14 protein-coding genes are annotated in these 19079 nt (G+C 39.5%); 5 read left to right on the plus strand and 9 right to left on the minus strand.

Features of this window, described 5'->3' with window-relative positions:
* Window positions 1–387: 387 nt before the first annotated feature.
* The 6 genes from PTET_RS18460 to PTET_RS18485 all read right to left on the minus strand — a co-directional run bounded on the left by PTET_RS18460 (window position 388) and on the right by PTET_RS18485 (window position 7433).
* Complete coding sequence (locus tag PTET_RS18460; protein ID WP_013463267.1) at window positions 388–1395, minus strand: isocitrate dehydrogenase; 1008 nt, start codon at window positions 1393–1395, stop codon at window positions 388–390.
* A 179-nt stretch (window positions 1396–1574) separates the two neighbouring features.
* Window positions 1575–3257, minus strand: coding sequence for a hypothetical protein (locus tag PTET_RS18465; protein ID WP_013463268.1), 1683 nt, complete (start codon window positions 3255–3257; stop codon window positions 1575–1577).
* A complete protein-coding gene (locus PTET_RS18470) occupies window positions 3257–3652 on the minus strand; it encodes a DUF3192 domain-containing protein (protein WP_029609954.1) in 396 nt (131 codons plus the stop codon). Before PTET_RS18470 ends, PTET_RS18465 begins: the two co-directional genes overlap by 1 nt.
* Window positions 3653–3721: 69 nt before the next feature.
* Window positions 3722–4495, minus strand: a complete 774-nt coding sequence (xni, locus tag PTET_RS18475) for a flap endonuclease Xni (protein WP_013463270.1) — start codon at window positions 4493–4495, stop codon at window positions 3722–3724.
* Window positions 4496–4503: 8 nt separating this feature from the next.
* The gene (gene ppnN, locus PTET_RS18480) at window positions 4504–5847 is read right to left on the minus strand and encodes a nucleotide 5'-monophosphate nucleosidase PpnN (protein ID WP_013463271.1); all 1344 of its coding nucleotides are present in this window, start codon (window positions 5845–5847) and stop codon (window positions 4504–4506) included.
* Between the two features lie 77 nt (window positions 5848–5924).
* On the minus strand, window positions 5925–7433 hold the full coding sequence (locus tag PTET_RS18485; RefSeq protein ID WP_013463272.1) for a GGDEF domain-containing protein: 1509 nt from the start codon (window positions 7431–7433) through the stop codon (window positions 5925–5927).
* Between the two features lie 225 nt (window positions 7434–7658).
* Here PTET_RS18485 and PTET_RS18490 point away from each other — a divergent pair, with 225 nt between their 5' ends.
* Together PTET_RS18490 and PTET_RS18495 are read left to right on the plus strand one after the other, a co-directional pair.
* The gene (locus tag PTET_RS18490; protein ID WP_013463273.1) at window positions 7659–9449 is read left to right on the plus strand and encodes a M61 family metallopeptidase; all 1791 of its coding nucleotides are present in this window, start codon (window positions 7659–7661) and stop codon (window positions 9447–9449) included.
* Window positions 9450–9593: 144 nt separating this feature from the next.
* Window positions 9594–11765: a S46 family peptidase gene (locus tag PTET_RS18495; protein ID WP_016899731.1), complete on the plus strand. Its 2172-nt coding sequence runs from the start codon at window positions 9594–9596 to the stop codon at window positions 11763–11765.
* A gap of 829 nt (window positions 11766–12594) precedes the next feature.
* On the opposite strand, the gene PTET_RS18500 is transcribed toward PTET_RS18495, so the two are convergent.
* Window positions 12595–13488 (minus strand): response regulator, encoded by an 894-nt coding sequence (locus tag PTET_RS18500; RefSeq protein WP_013463274.1) that lies wholly within the window; start codon window positions 13486–13488, stop codon window positions 12595–12597.
* 98 nt (window positions 13489–13586) lie between these two features.
* Between PTET_RS18500 and PTET_RS18505 the strand changes: the two genes are divergently transcribed.
* The gene (locus tag PTET_RS18505; RefSeq protein WP_013463275.1) at window positions 13587–14387 is read left to right on the plus strand and encodes a hypothetical protein; all 801 of its coding nucleotides are present in this window, start codon (window positions 13587–13589) and stop codon (window positions 14385–14387) included.
* 1156 nt (window positions 14388–15543) lie between these two features.
* On the opposite strand, the gene PTET_RS18515 is transcribed toward PTET_RS18505, so the two are convergent.
* Together PTET_RS18515 and PTET_RS18520 are read right to left on the minus strand one after the other, a co-directional pair.
* Window positions 15544–15792 carry a hypothetical protein gene (locus PTET_RS18515; protein WP_013463278.1) on the minus strand — a complete coding sequence of 83 codons (249 nt, stop codon included), beginning with the start codon at window positions 15790–15792 and terminating at the stop codon, window positions 15544–15546.
* Window positions 15793–15871: 79 nt separating this feature from the next.
* Window positions 15872–16723: a hypothetical protein gene (locus PTET_RS18520; protein ID WP_013463279.1), complete on the minus strand. Its 852-nt coding sequence runs from the start codon at window positions 16721–16723 to the stop codon at window positions 15872–15874.
* 354 nt (window positions 16724–17077) lie between these two features.
* Here PTET_RS18520 and PTET_RS18525 point away from each other — a divergent pair, with 354 nt between their 5' ends.
* The gene (locus tag PTET_RS18525; RefSeq protein WP_013463280.1) at window positions 17078–18349 is read left to right on the plus strand and encodes an O-acetylhomoserine aminocarboxypropyltransferase/cysteine synthase family protein; all 1272 of its coding nucleotides are present in this window, start codon (window positions 17078–17080) and stop codon (window positions 18347–18349) included.
* A gap of 58 nt (window positions 18350–18407) precedes the next feature.
* A complete protein-coding gene (locus tag PTET_RS18530; protein ID WP_016900156.1) occupies window positions 18408–19076 on the plus strand; it encodes an NADPH-dependent FMN reductase in 669 nt (222 codons plus the stop codon).
* The last annotated feature ends 3 nt before the right edge of the window (window positions 19077–19079 follow it).

Here is a 19079-nt window from a genome sequence, read left to right on the forward strand (position 1 = left end):
ACCTTTTAATACATCCCCGCTGGGCTTATCACTAAGACCAGTACGAGTAAGACTAAAAGACGAAATTGTGTGTTCATGATGTTTTGCTCTTTAAAATAAAATGCTGTTTAAATTACAATTTTTGTATGTGGTTATTTTTAAGGCTTTTGCGCGCTCATGTCAACCCAAAACTAACGTTTTTGGATTAAAAATTCATTTTTATATCTTTTTTAATCTTAAATTCTAATTGTTGTGAAATATCCTCACGTTAAAAGCAGAAATTATGCATTTTTAATTTTAAGGAGTAGGGAGCTTAAATACACATTAATTACATTAAAGTGATACAAGCGGTTTTGAGCAGGCATAAAAAAAGCCAACAGATGTTGGCTTTATAATTCAATTATACTGTTACAGACGGTCGATTACTGACTGAGTGAAGTCAGTTGTACCATGGCTGCCGCCTAAATCGCGAGTAGTACGGTCGCCTGATTTAATTACATCAGCCACTGCGCTACGAATGCGCTCTGCCGTATCGCCCATATTTAAATGCTCTAGCATTTGAATAGACGCTAAAATAACTGACGTTGGGTTTGCTAGGTTTTTACCTGCAATATCAGGTGCGCTACCGTGAACAGCTTCAAAGATAGCCGCATCTTCACCAATGTTAGCACCAGGCGCCATGCCTAAACCACCAACTAAACCAGCACATAAATCAGATAAAATATCGCCGAATAGGTTAGTCGTTACAATTACGTCAAACTCTTCCGGTGTCATTACTAGTTTCATACAGGTTGCATCAACAATCATTTCAGTTGATTCAATCTCAGGGTAACGTTCAGCCACTTCACGAGCAACTTTTAAGAACAAACCCGATGTTGATTTTAAAATATTTGCTTTATGAACAGCGGTTACTTTTTTACGGCCTTCGCGTACAGCTAGCTCGTATGCAAAAGTAACGATTTTTTCAGCGCCTTCACGCGTGATAACAGACATTGCCTCAGCTTCGTTGCCATCAGCACTCACTACTTGACCTGCACCTGAGTACATACCTTGGGTATTTTCACGAACAGTAATAATATCAATGTCATCGTAACGTGCTTTAGTACCTGCGAACGACTTCACAGGACGAACATTAGCGTATAAACCAAACTGCTTACGAAGTGTTACATTGATTGATGTAAAGCCTTCGCCTACAGGGGTCGTTAATGGACCTTTTAAAGTGATTTTATTTTTAGCAATCGTGTCAATTGTTTCTTGTGGAAGCAATTCGCCCGTTTTTTCAAGCGCAGCGAGGCCAGCGTCAACAAATTCATAATCAAAATCGCATCCTGCGGCTTTTAGTATTTCAAGTGCTGAGTCGATAATGCTTGGGCCGATGCCGTCGCCTTTGATCACTGTTATGGTTTGTTTGGCCATGAACTTTTCCTTTAAAGATTTGGATACACACATAAATAAAAAATACTCACAGAGTTTAGACTACTTATATGACAGGGGTGCTAAATTTAAGCCGGCATTTATACCAATTTATTGAACATTTTGCCAGTTTATACTGCAAATACAGGGTATAACTTTAATTTATAGTGATAATAAGTCAGCTAAATACTATTGTGCAGACCTAATTGCTGCAGGGATTGATAAAAAATGGCCTCACTTTTCCAGCCATGGCGGGTGAGTTGTTGATTTAATATCTGCTGTTGCCATGCTGTTAATGGCTGGTTAGGTTTAAGTACGCGCTGGGCTACAACTTTCAAAGCTGCCCACAACTTAGCGCTATCATCGAGCTGCTTTTTAGGCAATGTTTCAGCTTTTAATAACGCTATTGCCCAAGGGTCGCTACTAAGTAATTCATTAAGCTCATTAGTTAAATGAGGGGTATCAACATTGTTTATGCCAAAAAATGTGCATATTGGCGTATCTAAGGATTTATTCGGTGTTTGGTCTAAGGTGATTTTTCTAGAAACTTCTGGGCTGTAATTAATTAATAGATAATATAAATAGGCATATAGGCTCAAACTAATGCGTTCACTTTGCAAATTTTTATCGTGTTTTACTAACAGCTCTACAATGTTGATTAAACAACCCATGCGGGTACACAAAAATGTATGTAAAGGATGGGCAATACTATTTACTAACTGCTCGAAAACCATGCCTTGAATAATCGCAGGGGCCTTATCGTAACCGACCATAGACAAGCTATGCCTTAAATCTTTTGCCGGCTGCAGCTCTTTATTATACTGTTTTACTGCATGGCACACTGATTTTATAACATTAGGATAAGGGGTAAGTAATGTACTTAATGCTTTGTAACTGTACTCTTGTTGGTTTTTTATTTGTTTAACTAATTCGTACAAAGAAGACTGTGTATCGTCACTCTTATGAACAATATGCAGGTACTCACTGTCCCAAACTTTTAAAAACAAGCGATCGTCATTACACGGCCATGCCTTTGAGCCATCCTCTAATGATGCTTTTATCCGATACCAGGCCATTTTTGAATTGGCATTATTAACGATAATATGACGGCCTGCCGAATCTGTAGCCAAATAAATCATTGTTTGGTCAGCATAAACTACTTGGCTACCTGGTACATATTGTCCAACGTGTGCCACTAAGTCTTTTAATAGCCTCTGTGCAAATGAGTTGGGGGTTCTTATGTACAAATCAGCTACTGCTTTATAAAAACTAATATGCTGCTGTTTTGCGTTGCAGGTTACGTTAAGCGCCAAAATATTTGCCAAAGCAACCAATACACTGGCTCCGTCATAAAGCATGACTTTAGGCGTGTTTAATAATGCGTGTTTGTATTTGGCTAGTTTAGCTAAAATATGGGCAATTTGATGTGCTGGTTGTTGTGATGTCAATATCACTTTGGCAGCAAGTTTATGGCGTAACTGCCACATTTTAGTGTCGGTATTAGTAAATGTTTGCTGTTGGGCTAGTTTATTCAACTGATTAGCAACACAAAGGTGTTCCACCAATGAGACACTGATATAAAGCTCTGTTAAGTGTTTATCGTAATTTTGGCTAGCACTTAATGCACAGGTTAAAACACATTGATTAACCACTAAATTGGTTGCAAAGCTATAGTGTGTTTTATACAAATTGAGCTGAGCTTGTAACGCCGCTGGGTTTTGTTTATATAACGCTGCGTATTGTTCTGCAAGTTTACAAACAATCGGGTAAAAAGTATGCCACTGGTTTTTATTATTATGTGAACCTAAAAGCAACTGTGTGCTTTCGAGTAGCTTTTTTAGGTTACCCGACAGTGGTGCTTCCATTAAATTGTTCCATCATTTTGCTCAAGGTATTTTTCATAAGCACTTGGGCCCCACATTATTAGTTGGCCGTTTTTAAATAATAACCCGGTACATTCATCCATGGTGGTAATGCCATCCGAGGTTTTATGTTGTGTACGATAAAATATAACTTGCCACACCTGTTCACCATCGCGCTTGGCGTAGGTTAAATCTGGGCTGCCTAAATATTCAAGCACAGCATTTAGCGTAAAAGAATCTTCTAAGCGCAGTTTTTCAATATAGCGTTTATTGAATGCTTCGCGGTCTTGCCAAATCATTGCTTGTGGATCGTCTTTATAAAACATAATAACCGACGTGGCTATCAGTGCATATAAACCTAATCCCAATATCAAATACCTAAAAAACTTTTTAAACATTGCCTACCCAGACCAATATAACTATTACTAGTATACGTATTGCGATCGTTCAGTGCCATTAACTTGCGACTAATTAAGCCTTAACTGCTTTAAACTAAAGCCTAAGTGGATATCAGTACGCAAACTCACCAATTGTTTAGAAATAACAAACATATCCATATCATCAGCAAGCTTTTTTTGTAAGCGCGCACTTAATGATTCATCGCTTAATGCCTCTTCGAGAGTGTTGTACTGATTCACCAATTGTTGCGCCGATTTAACACCAATGCCTTTAACACCTGGAATGTCATTGGTTTTGTCTCCTGCCAGAGCCCAAAAGTCTATGAGTTTGTGTTGTGCCACGCCAAAACGTTCTTGGATATGCTGCTGTGTGAGCTGTTGCTTTTTAAAGTAATCATACACTTCAATTTGCTCATTTAAATGCGGTAAAAACCCTTTATCGGTAGAGACAATAGTGTTATTTATCTGATTGTTGGCGGCTTTATGGGCTAATGTTGCAATAATATCATCAGCTTCATCGTTAGTCGGTTCAAATACCACAATGCCGGTTTCTTCGATGGCCGCTTTAAAATGTGGCAAGGCTTCTTTTAACGTTTGTGGCATCGGGGCGCGCGAATGTTTGTAATCTTTGTAAAAGTGATAGCGCCAACTTTTATCGCCATCAAATACAGCAATTGCATGGGTTGCATTAGTGGTTGTTATGAGTTTTTTGCAGGCATGTGCTACTCGAGCGCAGCATGCTTTTAACATATGTTCGTCGCTGTGATGCGTTTGGTTAGCATCAACAGCATAGATGCGCCTAATTAAATTAAGCGCATCAATAAGAAGTAAATGGGGATTCAATTATAAACTCACGCTTTTATTGTATAACAAGGAATATACTTACTGCCAGGGAGCTTCATTCTACCTTGTTCTACAAACGCTTGTAAAAGTGTGTCCATTGCTTTCATTAAATCAGGCTCGCCACTGAGGACATACGGGCCGTCTTTTTTAATCGCATTTAAACCTTCTTCTTTTACATTTCCCGCCACTATTCCCGAAAACGCACGGCGTAAATTAGCCGCTAACTGTTGTTTGGGTTGATCAAGGTGTAAATCAAGCGACGCCATAGCCTCATGAGAGGGGTAAAAAGGTTGCTGAAAATCACTGTCTATTTTCAAGGTCCAGTTAAAGTAATACGCATCTCCTTGGCTTTTACGGTATTCGCGTACACCATTCATTGCCGACTTTAACTTTTGGCTTACTAATTGAGGATCATCAATAATCACTTCAAATTTATCTAGGGCTGCATCGCCTAAAGTCATTTGAATGAATTGACACAGCTCCTCAAAGTAAGCTTCACTTTGTTTTGGACCGGTAAGAATAACAGGTAAACATTGCTTTTCGTTTTCAGGGTGCAACAAAATGCCTAATAGATACAATAGTTCTTCAGCTGTGCCTGCACCACCAGGAAAAATAATAATGGCATGAGCGGTGCGAACAAAGGCCTCAAGTCGCTTTTCAATATCGGGTAAAATAACCAGTTCATTCACAATCGGGTTAGGTGGCTCAGCTGCAATAATACTGGGCTCAGTTAAACCTAAATAACGGTTGTTAGTTATACGTTGTTTGGCATGACCAATAGTGGCGCCTTTCATCGGGCCTTTCATTGCACCAGGCCCACAGCCAGTACAAATATTTAACCCGCGTAAGCCTAATTCGTAACCTACTTGTTTAGTGTATTTATATTCTATTTCGTTAATAGAGTGGCCGCCCCAGCATACAATCATGTTAGGTTCACTATTTACTTTAAGAGCGTCGGCATTTCTAAGCATGTCAAAAACCATGTGGGTAATGGCTTTAGTTTCTTGGAGATTTTTTTCATACTTTTGGCAAATAAATAAGATATCGCGAATAACCGAAAATATGTGCTCATGTATGCCGGTGACTATGTGGCCGTCAACGAAGGCCGTTTGCGGCGGGTTCTCTAATTCAATTTTAATACCGCGTTCACGGCTTACCAAACGAATATCAAAGTCTTTATGTTTTTCGTATATATCGTTACTTACATCGGTATGGCTGCCTACATTAAGCACAGCTAAAACACAATTTCTGAATAACCTGTAGCGTTCGCTTGTTGATGACTGTTCTAAGAGGTCTACTTCTAGCTGCGATAATAAATCTAATACCCCTGTTGGGTTTAACTGTATTAGCATCGGCATTCTCCTTGATACTTCTTGGGTAAATTTACTGCGTAATTATGCCTTGTACTCAAAGGTAGAAATGCATAACACTATTTACTAATGCACAGACGATCCCGGCCTGAATTTTTAGCATCGTATAAAGCTTGATCGGCTCTATCAAATGCTTTTAGAGGGGTATCACCCTCTTTAAATTGGGTTGCGCCTAGCGAAACAGTAATTTCAATTTGTTTGTCTTTAAATTTAAACGGTATCTTTTTAATAGACTGTCTTAATTTATTGAGGTGCGCTGTCGCGTTTTCAAGTGAAGTGCGTGGCATTAATAGCACAAACTCTTCGCCGCCATAGCGTGCAATAAAGTCTGATTGCCTAATCGACTTTTGCAGCGCTTTGGCAATAACTTGTAAAGTAATATCGCCCGCAGTATGGCCAAATCGATCGTTGATTGATTTAAAATGGTCGACGTCTATAACAACTAGCGTTATGTCTGACGGTTGTTCGTTAAATAAATTAATTTCGTGGTTGTAACGCTCATCAAATGCCGCGCGATTAGGCAGTTTTGTCAGGCTGTCGAGTAAGCTTTTAAACCGTTGCTCATTTAAACGTTTTTTATAGTTACTGACTTTGTTTTCTAAGCTATTAATTCTTTCATTTATTTGTGTAAAGCTGGCAACTAAAATTCTGCGATCTTTTTGTTCGAGTTGCTCTTTTTCTAAAATATCTGCACTGAGTGAGCGTAACTCGTTTTCAACTAGCTGCTTTAACGCTGTGATTGAGGTCGCATTTTTTGTTTGTGTATTTAAACTTTCTAGCTTTTCACCAATGCGTTGATTTATTGAGTCAAATTCAACATTCATTGATTCAGAGTGTTCACTGGTTGATACCAATGAGCGATGCAGCTCTTCAAGTGTTTGGTTTAATGAAGCTAAAAAGCTTTGCGCTGATTCACGTTCAACGTGAATACTTTTAACAATTAAAGTAATCACATCTATTGCGGCATCAAGTAGCTGGTCAACGGCTTTATTTTTAGCAATGCGTTTTTTTATTAAATACAGTGATTCGTTGGCTTCTTCTTCTAGTACGAGCTCACTAACTAATTTAAACAGCTTTTCAGTGAGCACACTTAGATTGGGTGGTTCAAAGGTATTATTGCTTTTAGCAATTAAAGCTTGATGATAAAAGGTGATCAATTGGTTTAATATTGGGATAAACCCATGCACCGATTGTATATCGTCAAGTTGGTTATCTAATAAATGACGCAGCGTTCTGCGGGTTTCGTCAGGCAGGCCTTTCGTTTGTTGTAACTGTTTTCCTGCATTTTGTACGCTGGTTAACAGGTCGCGTTGATGCGCTAGTTGAATCGCTTCCTGATTTTTTAGCAAGGCCAAAATATCATCTACCAAAGGAGAGAAGTCTTCAAAATCCATTCCTTTGTTTAATGCGCTACGGAACTTTGCTAGGCGGTTATCAAGCTCAATATCAAGTCCTTTACAGCTTAAAGATAACTTAGCCGCAAAGTTAGAAAGGGTGTCAACTTGATGTTTACGAGCGCTTTCTATTACTTTTCTACTGTCAATTGCTTGTTTTAGTTTTTGTTCCACCGTATTGGAGCTCCTAGACACCTACACACCATTATTTTAATACCTTTATTGGTTTAGTTTACAACAAAAACATATTAATAGTAGGTATGAGATCAAAAACTTAATGTTTTTAGCAACAAAATACGAACGATCTTAAATATAAGTGTATTTATCGCTTTTAATTCACTTTTAAAATGGGTCTTGTTAACCTTGGCACAACAATACGTTATATAAAAAAGAGCCTTTATGAAAAAGCTACTTGCCTTATCAATTTTAGCTGCCTGTTCAGCACCGGTATTTGCCGACGTTAATTACGCTTTAAACATTTCTCAGCCAGAGCATCATTTAGGTGATGTGAACGTAGAATTTCCTAAAACGGCGCAGTCTTTCTTAGATGTGAAACTTCCAGCATGGCGCACTGGTCGTTATGAAATTTTAAATCTTGCCAATGGCGTTCGCTACTTTAAAGCCAGTGATGATGAAGGTAATGCATTAAAGTGGGAAAAGATTGACCACAGCACATGGCGCGTTCATTTAAATGAACCCACTGAAGTAAATATAGATTACCAAGTGTATGCCAATGAGCTAGGTAAGCGCGCCCGCCATATTGACGACAGCCATGCCTTTATTGATGCGTCAGGCTTTTTTATGTTTAGCGAATCATTTCGCCAAGAGCCAGTAACGGTTGAATTAAACGTCCCTAAAGCATGGCGCTCTGTGTCAGGCATGGAAAATTATAAAAATAAGCACAGCTTTAAAGCCAGTGACTACGATGTATTAGTTGATTCGCCAATCGAAACCGGTATTAACGAGCTACGCACTTTTGAAGTTGATGGTCGTGAGTACGAACTGGTGGTATGGGGTGAGGGCAATTACGATATTGAACTGATGCTAACCGATTTGAAAAAGCTAGTGGCTACCGGCAATGTGATTTGGGACAGCTACCCTTATGAACGTTATGTATTTATGGTACATGCTACATCAGGCGCAAGCGGGGCAACTGAGCACTTAAACTCAACGATTATTCAGCGCCCACGCGACCGCTTTGCTAAACGTGAAGACTATTTAGGTTTTATAAGTACGGCAGCTCATGAGTTTATTCATACTTGGAATGTAAAAGCGTACCGTCCTAAAGGGCTTGCGCCATATGACTACACTAATATTAATTATTCAAAATTGCTATGGATAGCAGAGGGCTCTACCAGCTATTTTGAAGATCATTTATTAGTGCGTTCGGGTATTCAAACTAACGATGAGTTTTTTAAAGTATTAAGCAAAACCATTAACCGCCACCTCACTACCCCTGGGCGTGAAGTACAAAGTGCCAGCGAAACCAGTTTTGATAAATGGATAAACCAAGGCGGCGATCACGCACGTAACTACAGCACTAATATTTACCTTGAAGGTTCATTATTGTCGATGGCGTTAGATATCGACCTACTTGAAAATAGCCAAGGTAAAATTAGCTACAGAGATGTACATAAAGCGCTTTATAAACAGCATAAATTACCGGCAGGGTTTACTGAGCAAGACGTACTGGCTATTTTAAAACAACTATCAGGGCGTGATTACAGCGCGTGGTGGCAGGCAAATGTTAGCTCACCAGCCAACCTTGATTTTGATGCACTGCTAGCAAAAGTAGGTTTAAGCTTAGAGTTACCAGAAAAAGCCAAGGCCACACCAAGCTTAGATGCATTGACTAAAAATACTGGCGAGTTACTTACGCTTACCCATGTACGCCGCGATGGTGCAGCATGGCAAGGCGGCTTAACCACCGACGATAAACTCGTCGCTATTAATAAAAAGCATGTAGGTAAAGACTTAACAGCCAGCCTAGAAACCTTTAAAGCAGGCGATAAAGTCACTGTTGATTTTATTCGTCGTGATGCATTAATGTCGACTGAGCTTGTGTTGTCTGAAGATTTCGACAAACCTAAAAAAGTGGTTGCGAATAAAAATGCCACTGATGAGCAAAAAGCATTATTTAAAGCATGGATGGGTGTAGCGCATCCAAATGATGTGAAAAAAGACGACTAACATCGTTTATCATTTTGTTTAAAAAGGAGCTTAGCTCCTTTTTTGTTTATTGGGCGCTATATTGTAACAATTTATCTCAGCGCAGTTGACCTTACTCATACTTAATGAGTAATCTGCAGGTTCAATAATAAAAGGGATTCTATAATGCGTTTAAAACCTCTTGTTGCCACTTTGGTAGCAACCTGTTCACTGGCACTTTCTTCTGCGGCCAATGCCGATGAAGGTATGTGGCAACCACATCAGCTACCAGAGCTGGAATCAATTTTAAAAGCCAAAGGCCTTGAAATCAGTGTTGATTCAATTTCAAAATTAACCGAATTTCCAATGAATGCGGTTATTAGCTTAGGCGGATGTACAGCCTCGTTTGTTTCGCCAAAGGGCTTAGTTGTTACTAACCATCACTGTATTTATGGCTCAGTGCAATATAATTCAACGCCTGAAAACAACATACTTGAAAACGGCTTTTTAGCAAAAACACCGGCTGAAGATTTACCTGCTGCGCCAGGTTCGCGTGTGTACGTTACAGAAACAGTGACCAACGTGACTGATAAAGTAATTAGCGGCACTAACGAGCTAAGTGCAAAAGCACGCTACGATGCGTTAGAAAAAAATCAAAAAGCCCTCGTTGCAGAGTGTGAAGCTGATGCTAGCTACCGTTGTAATGTATATTCGTTTCATGGTGGTTTAGAGTTTTACCTTATTAAATCGCTGGAAATTAAAGATGTACGTTTAGCGTATGCACCTGCTATGGGCGTAGGTAAATACGGTGGCGATATCGATAACTGGATGTGGCCGCGTCACACAGGCGATTTTGGTTTTTACCGCGCCTATGTAGGTAAAGACGGCAAACCAGCAGAATACAGCGAAGACAACGTACCGTACGTGCCTGAGTCTTACTTAAGTGTAAGTGCTAAAGGCGTGCAAGAGGGTGATTTTGTCATGGTTACTGGCTATCCAGGACGAACCAATCGTTACCGTATTGCGGCAGAGGTCGATTATGTATTTAACGACAGCTACCCTAAAGCGCGCATGCACAATACTAAATACGTGTCACTTATTGAAGAAAACTCAGAAGACGGCAGCAAAGCGCGTATTGCTTACGAAAGCACCATAGCTGGTTATAACAACTACATTAAAAACTATGGCTCGATGATCGAAAGCTTTAAAAAAGGCACCATGTTTGAGCGTAAAAAGCAGTTTGAACAAGAACTTACAAGCTGGATAAACAGCGATAGCGAACGTAAACAGCGCTACGGTAATGTACTTAATGAGTTATCAGCACTTGTTGCACAATCGCAAGAGCACAGTGAGCGCGACCGTATGGTAGGCTATGTTCACCGTTCACAAATGATCAGCACGGCACGTCGTTTATACCGTTTAGCTTATGAAAAACAAAAGCCAAATAGCGAGCGTGAATCGGGTTATCAAGAACGTGATTTACCGCGTATTAAATCGGGTTTAGAGCGTATGTCTCGTCGCTTTGACGCAAACGTAGATAAAGCCATATTACTGCACTTTTTAGAGCAATATGCAGCATTACCTAAAGCAGAGCGTTTTAGTGAAATTGATAAAGCCTTTGCTTTAGAAAATGGGTTTGATAAAGCAAAACAAAGTGCATTACTTGATGAAATGTACGCTAAATCAACGCTTGATAACGAAATTGTACGTAATTCATTATTTGAGCAAACGCTTAGCCAATTAAACCAAAGCCAAGACCCATTCATGCAATATGCAAAAGCCATATTCACGGTAATGAAAGCTGAGGAAGATAAGTCAAAAGCCCTTGCAGGTAAGTTACAAGCCGCTCGCCCAGAGTTAATGAGTGCGATTATTGCCTTTAATAAAGCGCAAAACAAACCGGTTTACGCCGATGCAAATAGCACATTACGTGTAACTTACGGCACGGTAGGCGGGTATTCTCCGCAAGATGGTTTAGTGGCCACGCCGTTTACCTCACTTGAAGGGTTACTGGCTAAAAACACCGATGTTGACCCATTTAATGCGCCTAAAAAGCTGCAAGAGCAAATTAAAGCCAAGCTTTATGGTGATTACACAGGTGGCATGAATACCGTACCGGTTAACTTTTTATCAAACGTAGACACAACTGGCGGTAACTCAGGTTCACCAACACTAAATGGTAAAGCTGAGCTGGTGGGTTTACTGTTTGACGGTGTGTACGAAAGCATTATTGGTGATTGGGATTACAACCCAGAGCTAAATCGCTCAATCCATGTAGATTCACGCTACATGCTGTGGGTAATGGATAAAGTAGATAACGCCCAAAACTTATTAGACGAAATGAAAATCGTAAAATAAGAAGCAGTTAAAATAACAAAAAGGCGCTTACCTTAATCGGAAGCGCCTTTTTTTGTTTAAACATTTTCGGCGATTAATTTAACTTAGGGTACGGGCTGCGGGCTACGAGCTGCGAGGTTCGGGTTGCGGGGGGAGTTAATTTGTTTTTAGCAGTAAGTATCTTTAGTAGCAGCGATTTTATATCGCGTCAGAGTTAAGCCTAAATAAGTATTTACCACCGAGAACACAGAGTTAACAGAGAAATACTTAAAAGATATGAATCCATCTCTGTGCAGCGCAAAGCGCCTCGGGATTCTCTGTGGTGAAAAAACTGTTTTTAGCAGTAAATGTCTTTCGTAGCAGCGACTTTATATCGCGTCAGAGTTAAGCCTAAATAAGCATTTACCACCGAGGACACAGAGTTCACAGAGAAATGCTTAAAAGATATCAATCCACCTCTGTGTAGCGCAAAGCGCCTCGGAATTCTCTGTGGTGCAAAAATTGTTTTTATCAGTAAATGTATTTCGTAGCAGCGATTTCATATCGCGTATTTATGGACATTAGCATTTTACTCGCGCCTCGTAGCTCTCACTTCTCTTTGTTAAATAAGGTCTTTAAGTGATTTATGCACAAAGAGGGCGAAGAGACGCTGCGCTTTCAGAGGAAGGTATAAAACAAGGTTGTTTGGTGGTTTAGGTTACTAATTTACTGCTCATTCACTTCTCTTTGTAGAATAAGGTTTTTAAGTGATTGATTTACCATGAGGGTGCAGAGACGCTGCGCTTTTGTAGGAGCAGGGTGTTTTTAAATATAAACTTTTTAATAATGGTAAATACGTGCGTTTAATTTACTAAATGCCAACCAACATGATTTTACCTTGTGCCATGCCCTCAAGCTGACAACTAAAATCAATGCGCTTTTCAGCAGGTGTTTTATACAGCAAAGTGAGTTTACGAAAAGGCGTGGTAATCACTTTGACCGTTTTGATTTGTAAACTAACGCGTGTTCGTTTGTCTAAAAAGGCAAAAGCCGTTTCCGTTAACGCTTTTTTACATGCGCTTAATGCTGTATTCGTTACAACGCCTGACAATATAGAGTTACTGATATCTTCAGCCGACAAGCTGCTATAGCCACTTGCCATTACGCAGGCAGCATAAATATCAAGTATGGCAATGGCACGTACTTTTTGACTTTTTGGATCCTCATAAACAGCCATGACGCAGGGTACTTTAGACTCATCAAATACCTGAGGTTGAATTGTGTTTACGATTAAGGACTGACTTATATGTTTATGAAACAATCGTTCTAATTGCGACAGTTTTGGTAACGCTAAATCACTGTTTAATTCAATTTCATCAGGGATGATTTCGTTATTTTCAACAAGCTGTACTAAAGGCAATAATTTATCGTGTAGTTGCGCGTCTGTGAAAGGCTTTGATAATACAAAGGATGCACCAAAGCTAATAGCTTCTTCAATTTGAGACTTTTCATCAACGGTGGTCAGCATTGCCACTATTATATTAAGTTGCCTTTGCTTTATTGCACGTAATAACGTAACTCCACACATATCAGGCATATGCCAGTCTGTAAGGACAATATCGGGGTGCCAACTACCAATCAGCGTTAACGCAGATTTAGCATTGCTAGCTTTTTCTATTAATAACTTTCGATAGCCAAATTTTTCCAACCCTCGGCGTACTATTTCGAGTGTTGCTTGGCTGTCATCCACGATAAGTATTTTCACGCATGTTACTTTTTTTTAAATGTTGTTGTTATTATGGCAGATTTTTTTGACAGCGCTAAACTCTAGTAAATAAACACTTAATTTAAGATAATTTAATAATGCCATATGCCGTTTTTCCGCCAGAGGTTTATCATTATATTGCTATAAATTTTGGGCTACTTATTTTAGCCGCGTGGTTTTATATTCTTTTATTGATACTCAGAGAGTTTAGGGCTTTTGCGTTGAGTATGGTTAAAAGTAACGGCACAATGGATGATGCGACGTTAGCTATGTGCAGAGAGTCTGTTGACAATGCCATGAGCTATGTTAACGATAATCGAAAAACTATCGCTGAGTTAATCAGTGTACAAATGCTGTTACAACAGCAATTAACAGAGGTTACTTCATCAACCAAAGATCATGTTACCGAAAAAGAACAACAGCTAATTGATGATCTCAATAAAAAATTAAAACGCTCGCATCAGTTAATTCGCAAACTAAAAGGGGATCTCGATAAAAGTGTTGAAAAATTAAAAGTGACCCGTCAAAAGCTCTATGCACAATATGATGCAGTGACTGTGCTTCAAGAAGAAAAAGACCAGCTACAAGCAGATTATGAAGCGCTTAAAACCGCAAGCGAAAATAGTGATAAAACATCAAGCGCAGATACATCCTCAACGCCCGATCAAACAAGACTACTTAACACTTTAAACGAATATAAAAGGCAAATTGCAGAGCAAGACCAACTACTACAGCAATTGCAGTTACAAACAGACGGGCCAGAAAGTAGTGAGGAGTTAGACACACTAAAGCAAGAGCTAGAAAAAACACAGTACGCACTTAAACACCTTACAAAAGAAAAAAAATTCATTGAAGGGCGCTATTTAGAAATGATGAAAAATAGCCAAAAACCAAGTTAGCCAACGATTTTTTTCAGTCTGAGCCAGTACACGTTATGCCTGTGTTTTCTGCTCATTCACTTCTATTTGTAGAATAAGACCTTTTAGTGAACGTAAAAAAGCCATATATTGCCCTGTAGCAGCGATCTCACATTGCGCCAGAGTTAAGCCTAAATAAGTATTTACCACCGAGGACACAGAGTTCACAGAGAAATGTTTAAAAGATATCAATCCACCTCTGTGTAACGCAAAGCGCCTTGGGATTCTCTGTGGTGCAAAAATTGTTTCTATCAGTAAATGTCTTTTGTAGCAGCGATTTCATATCGAGCCAGAGTTAAGCCTAAATAAGTATTTACCACCGAGGACACAGAGTTCACAGAGAAATGCTTAAAAGATATCAATCCACCTCTGTGTAGCGCAAAGCGCCTCGAGATTCCCTGTGGTGCAAAAATTATTTTTATCAGTAAATGTCTTTCGTAGCAGCGATTTCATATCGAGCCAGAGTTAAGCCTAAATAAGTATTTACCACCGAGGACACAGAGTTAACAGAGAAATGCTTAAAAGATATCAATCCACCTCTGTGTAGCGCAAAGCGCCTCGGGATTCTCTGTGGTGCAAAAAATTGTTTTTATCAGTAAATGTCTTTAGTAGCAGCGATTTCATATCGCGTATTTATGGGCATTAGCATTTTACTCGCGCCTCGTAGCCCGAAGCCTCCCATCCACTTCTCTTTGTGTAATAAGGTCTTTAAGTGATTTATGCACAAAGAGGGCAGGAGACGCTGCGCTTTTAGAGGAAGAGATAAAACAAAGCTGTTTTTAGCTAGTCACTACCATATAGTGCAACGTTATCTTTGCTGAGTATGTAAGGTGACGATTTATAGTAAACAAAGAACCAGCCTAATATGGCTAATATTACGCCTAAACCATATTTGCTAAAAATTGGAATATACATTATCAATGTAAACACGACTGCCGAATACAATAAAAATATAGCCCAAAATAATTTTGAGCTGATAAGTTTCAATCTCAACTGACAATTGGCACATTTAAAGTAAAACGGGAATGCAGATAAATAAAGGCTGAAAACATCTATTTTATGTTCACAGCGAGGACATAGACTCATAAATTTCCTTTTACTTTTAACATATTTTGTTAAAGCGCTTGTTATGTTTACACTACTTCCATGGAATCCATGATTTTGGCGCATGACCTGTTACCGCAACTTTTAAAAATAATAGGAAAAAATAAGGAGCTGATAGCATACCGAATACAGCCCTAAAATCTAGATTATCAAAACTGACATTACCCCGTTCAAAGAATGCAATTAGTAAACTACTAAACGCAATAAGTGCGCAAATGATAAATATTATTGCTAAAGAGCGAATAAATAAATTAACTTTTTCACCGTTCCATGGTGCTTGCATAATACCTCCTTGTAGACATAACGTTGCTATTAAGTGGAAAATAATGGTTGGCGTATAATCGCGAAGCGATGGCCAACTGTTATTTTTCCACTTGAATGCCCTTGTTAGGCATTTTTCTAAGTACATTTAGGGTTCGTTTTACTTTAAGTTGTGCTTCATGAAGCCAACCACCATCTCGGTTTAAGTACACATCAAAATTTTCAAGTAGAGATATTAATTCATCTTTGTTTTTCAAACCTAAAGCAACTTTATCAGAGGCGTTGTTAATGCCCTTTGTTGATAAGTTCCCTTTAGGTGGGATATCAACCTCTAGAAAGTGGTAGCCATTAACAAGCTCGATAGCGGATAGAACAGCAATATCAACTAAATGTTGGGGATCAGATGCCACACCAATTTTACTTCGGAAAATTGAAGCGATTCTTGGTTGTAGGTATTCAATATATGAAACATGGGAACTAGAATCATTTTGGTGTGGAGGAGCACCACTACGATCATCATAGGGAAAAGATCTTGTATATGCAGAAGTGATTAAAGACATTGCCATCAAACATTCTTCGTCCAAAAACAATTGATGCTTGTATAACAGACTTTTAAATTCTCGATACCCTTCAAATGGTACAGGTTCATATAACCCTTCGTCTGGATCATAGTGCTTCAACCAATCAGTATTCACTTGAGCTATTTTCGTTATCAAAGCGGCGAACGCATCTCTTTGGTGATCAAAGAACAATGATGTACGAAGTTGAGAAACTTGATTTTCATGTTTAATACCCTCAACTTTCGAGTTCAACTCTGTTTTATAGCTTTCGAGTTTTTCTGCGTACTCATGCTGAATGGATTGTTTCAACCTTTCAGATATCCACCCTTTAGCTAACCAAACTAATACGGCACCACTCAAACCACCTGATAATATACTGAGTATATATTCCACATTTACTCCTAATATTGGTGCCACTATTGTGGTTAACACTGATGCCTAACAATTTAATAGTGCGCTCACCGCGCATATTTATACCAGCGCTGCGCTCACTTTTCTATTTTATATAGTTTTAACAAATTACCTAACATATTACTATCACTAGTTTTTTATTGTATTTAAGCAACGCTTAGAGGAATAATATGCGCGCTTGGCTCATTTTATTTAATATATGAGCAAACGGTAGTTTGAACATTTAGCTAGATACAGCGATAAATCTATTTCTTTCAACATTCTTTAGTATATTTCATGTGCATTTTGTAACCATTAAATGCTACGTTAGATGTAACTATATTGAAGGAATAAATTATGAAACTTGAGTCTTTAGCGTTGCACCATGGTTATGAATCTGAAGCCACCACAAAGTCGGCGGCGGTGCCGATTTATAACACCTCTTCGTACACCTTTGATAATACGCAGCATGGCGCTGATTTATTTGATTTAAAAGTGCCTGGTAATATTTATACCCGCATAATGAACCCAACCAATGCGGTGCTTGAGCAGCGTATTGCCGCGATGGAAGGCGGTATTGGTGCGCTGGCTGTGGCCTCGGGTATGGCGGCGATTACCTATGCGATTCAATGTTTATGTGAAGTGGGTACTAATATTGTAAGCACCAGCCAAGTGTATGGTGGTACTTATAACTTATTTGCCCACAGCTTGCCGCGCCAAGGTATAGAGGCGCGAATGATTAAAGCCGATGATTTTGACGGTTTTGAAAACGCCATTGATGAAAACACTCGTGCAGTTTTTTGCGAATCAATTGGTAACCCTGCTGGGAATATAGTTGATATCGCTCGCCTTGCGAAAATTGCCCACAGCAAAGGGGTGCCTTTAATTGTAGATAACACCGTGGCTACGCCGTATCTGTGTCGTCCATTTGAGTTAGGTGCCGATATTGTGGTGCACTCACTCACTAAATACATTAACGGCCATGGAACCGCTATTGGCGGCATGATTGTTGATTCGGGCAAGTTTGACTGGAAAGCCAATGCAACCCGTTTTGCGATGATGAATGAGCCTGATCCGTCGTACCATAATGTAGTGTATACCGATGCGTTTGCTGAAGCGGCATTTATTGGGCGTTGCCGCGTTGTACCACTTAGAAATACCGGTGCGGCGCTTGCGCCTAAAAACGCATCAGACATTTTAATTGGCCTTGAAACATTAGGGCTTAGAATGGATCGTCACTGTGAAAACGCGCAAAAAATTGCTGAATATTTAGAGAGCCATCCTAAGGTGCTTTGGGTTAATTATGCGGGATTAAAATCAAGCCCGTATAACGAAATAAGCCAAAAAATTACCAATGGTAAAGCGTCAGGTATTTTAAGTTTTGGTATTGCGGGTGGCTTAGAGGCTGGTACGCGGTTTATTGATGCCCTTAACATGATTTTACGCTTGGTAAATATTGGCGATGCTAAATCGCTGGCTTGCCACCCAGCATCTACCACGCATCGACAATTAAATGATGAAGAGCTGGCCAATGCTGGCGTTAGCCGCGATTTAATTCGTTTATCGGTGGGTATTGAAAACATTGACGATATTATTGCCGATGTAAGCCAAGCGCTCGATAAGGCCTAAATCGTACAGTAAATACCTCAAACTTTTTTGAGGTATTTATTTTCGCAATTAAAAAGGAGTGCCGATACATGAAATTTTAATTTTTCTCGGTTCGGTTAGAAAAAGTACCCCACCTAAGCCTGCGCGTTTAGGGGAGAGAGTAGCGAAAGCATGTGAGCGTTGTTTGCTTGAGCATTACTCTGAGCATGAAATAGAGGTTATTGATCCGCTCGATTACGATTTTGACCCTGTGTTTAAACCGCACTTTGCTTATTCGCAGGCTGAGGTACCTAAACAGCTTGATGACTTAGCGGCAAAAATTAAAGCCAGCGATGGCTTTGTTATGGTGAGCCCTGAATATAATCATTCGATGAGTCCGGCACTCGCTAATTTGCTAAACCACTTTGGTAGTTCTTTATTTGGCTATAAACCCAGCGCAATTGTTACCTATTCTGCAGGGCAGTGGGGCGGCGTGCGCGCTGCTGTTGGTATGCGCAGCTTTTTAAGTGAACTGGGCTGTTTGCCGGTATCAGCAATGATCCATGTACCAAAAGCGCAGGATGTGTTTATTGAAAGTGGTGACGCAAATAATGCGGCAGAGCAAACATCATGGGATAGCTATTTTTCGCGCACGTTTAACCAATTAATTTGGTGGGCAGAAGGTGCTAGCAAACAACGTGAAGCGTTAGACCCTAAGCGATTAAGTAAAGACTTTAAACGTGACCCATCACAACGTAATGCGCCTTAATGG

Source organism: Pseudoalteromonas tetraodonis (assembly GCF_002310835.1).
GTDB classification, from domain to species: Bacteria; Pseudomonadota; Gammaproteobacteria; order Enterobacterales; family Alteromonadaceae; genus Pseudoalteromonas; species Pseudoalteromonas tetraodonis.

Coding starts and splice junctions, on each gene's coding strand:
- PTET_RS18460 (WP_013463267.1), bottom strand. CDS start 1,395: ATGGCCAAACAAACCATAACAGTGATCAAAGGCGACGGCATCGGCCCA.
- PTET_RS18465 (WP_013463268.1), bottom strand. CDS start 3,257: ATGGAAGCACCACTGTCGGGTAACCTAAAAAAGCTACTCGAAAGCACA.
- PTET_RS18470 (WP_029609954.1), bottom strand. CDS start 3,652: ATGTTTAAAAAGTTTTTTAGGTATTTGATATTGGGATTAGGTTTATAT.
- ppnN (WP_013463271.1), bottom strand. CDS start 5,847: ATGCTAATACAGTTAAACCCAACAGGGGTATTAGATTTATTATCGCAG.
- PTET_RS18490 (WP_013463273.1), top strand. CDS start 7,659: ATGAAAAAGCTACTTGCCTTATCAATTTTAGCTGCCTGTTCAGCACCG.
- PTET_RS18495 (WP_016899731.1), top strand. CDS start 9,594: ATGCGTTTAAAACCTCTTGTTGCCACTTTGGTAGCAACCTGTTCACTG.
- PTET_RS18505 (WP_013463275.1), top strand. CDS start 13,587: ATGCCATATGCCGTTTTTCCGCCAGAGGTTTATCATTATATTGCTATA.
- PTET_RS18515 (WP_013463278.1), bottom strand. CDS start 15,792: ATGCAAGCACCATGGAACGGTGAAAAAGTTAATTTATTTATTCGCTCT.
- PTET_RS18525 (WP_013463280.1), top strand. CDS start 17,078: ATGAAACTTGAGTCTTTAGCGTTGCACCATGGTTATGAATCTGAAGCC.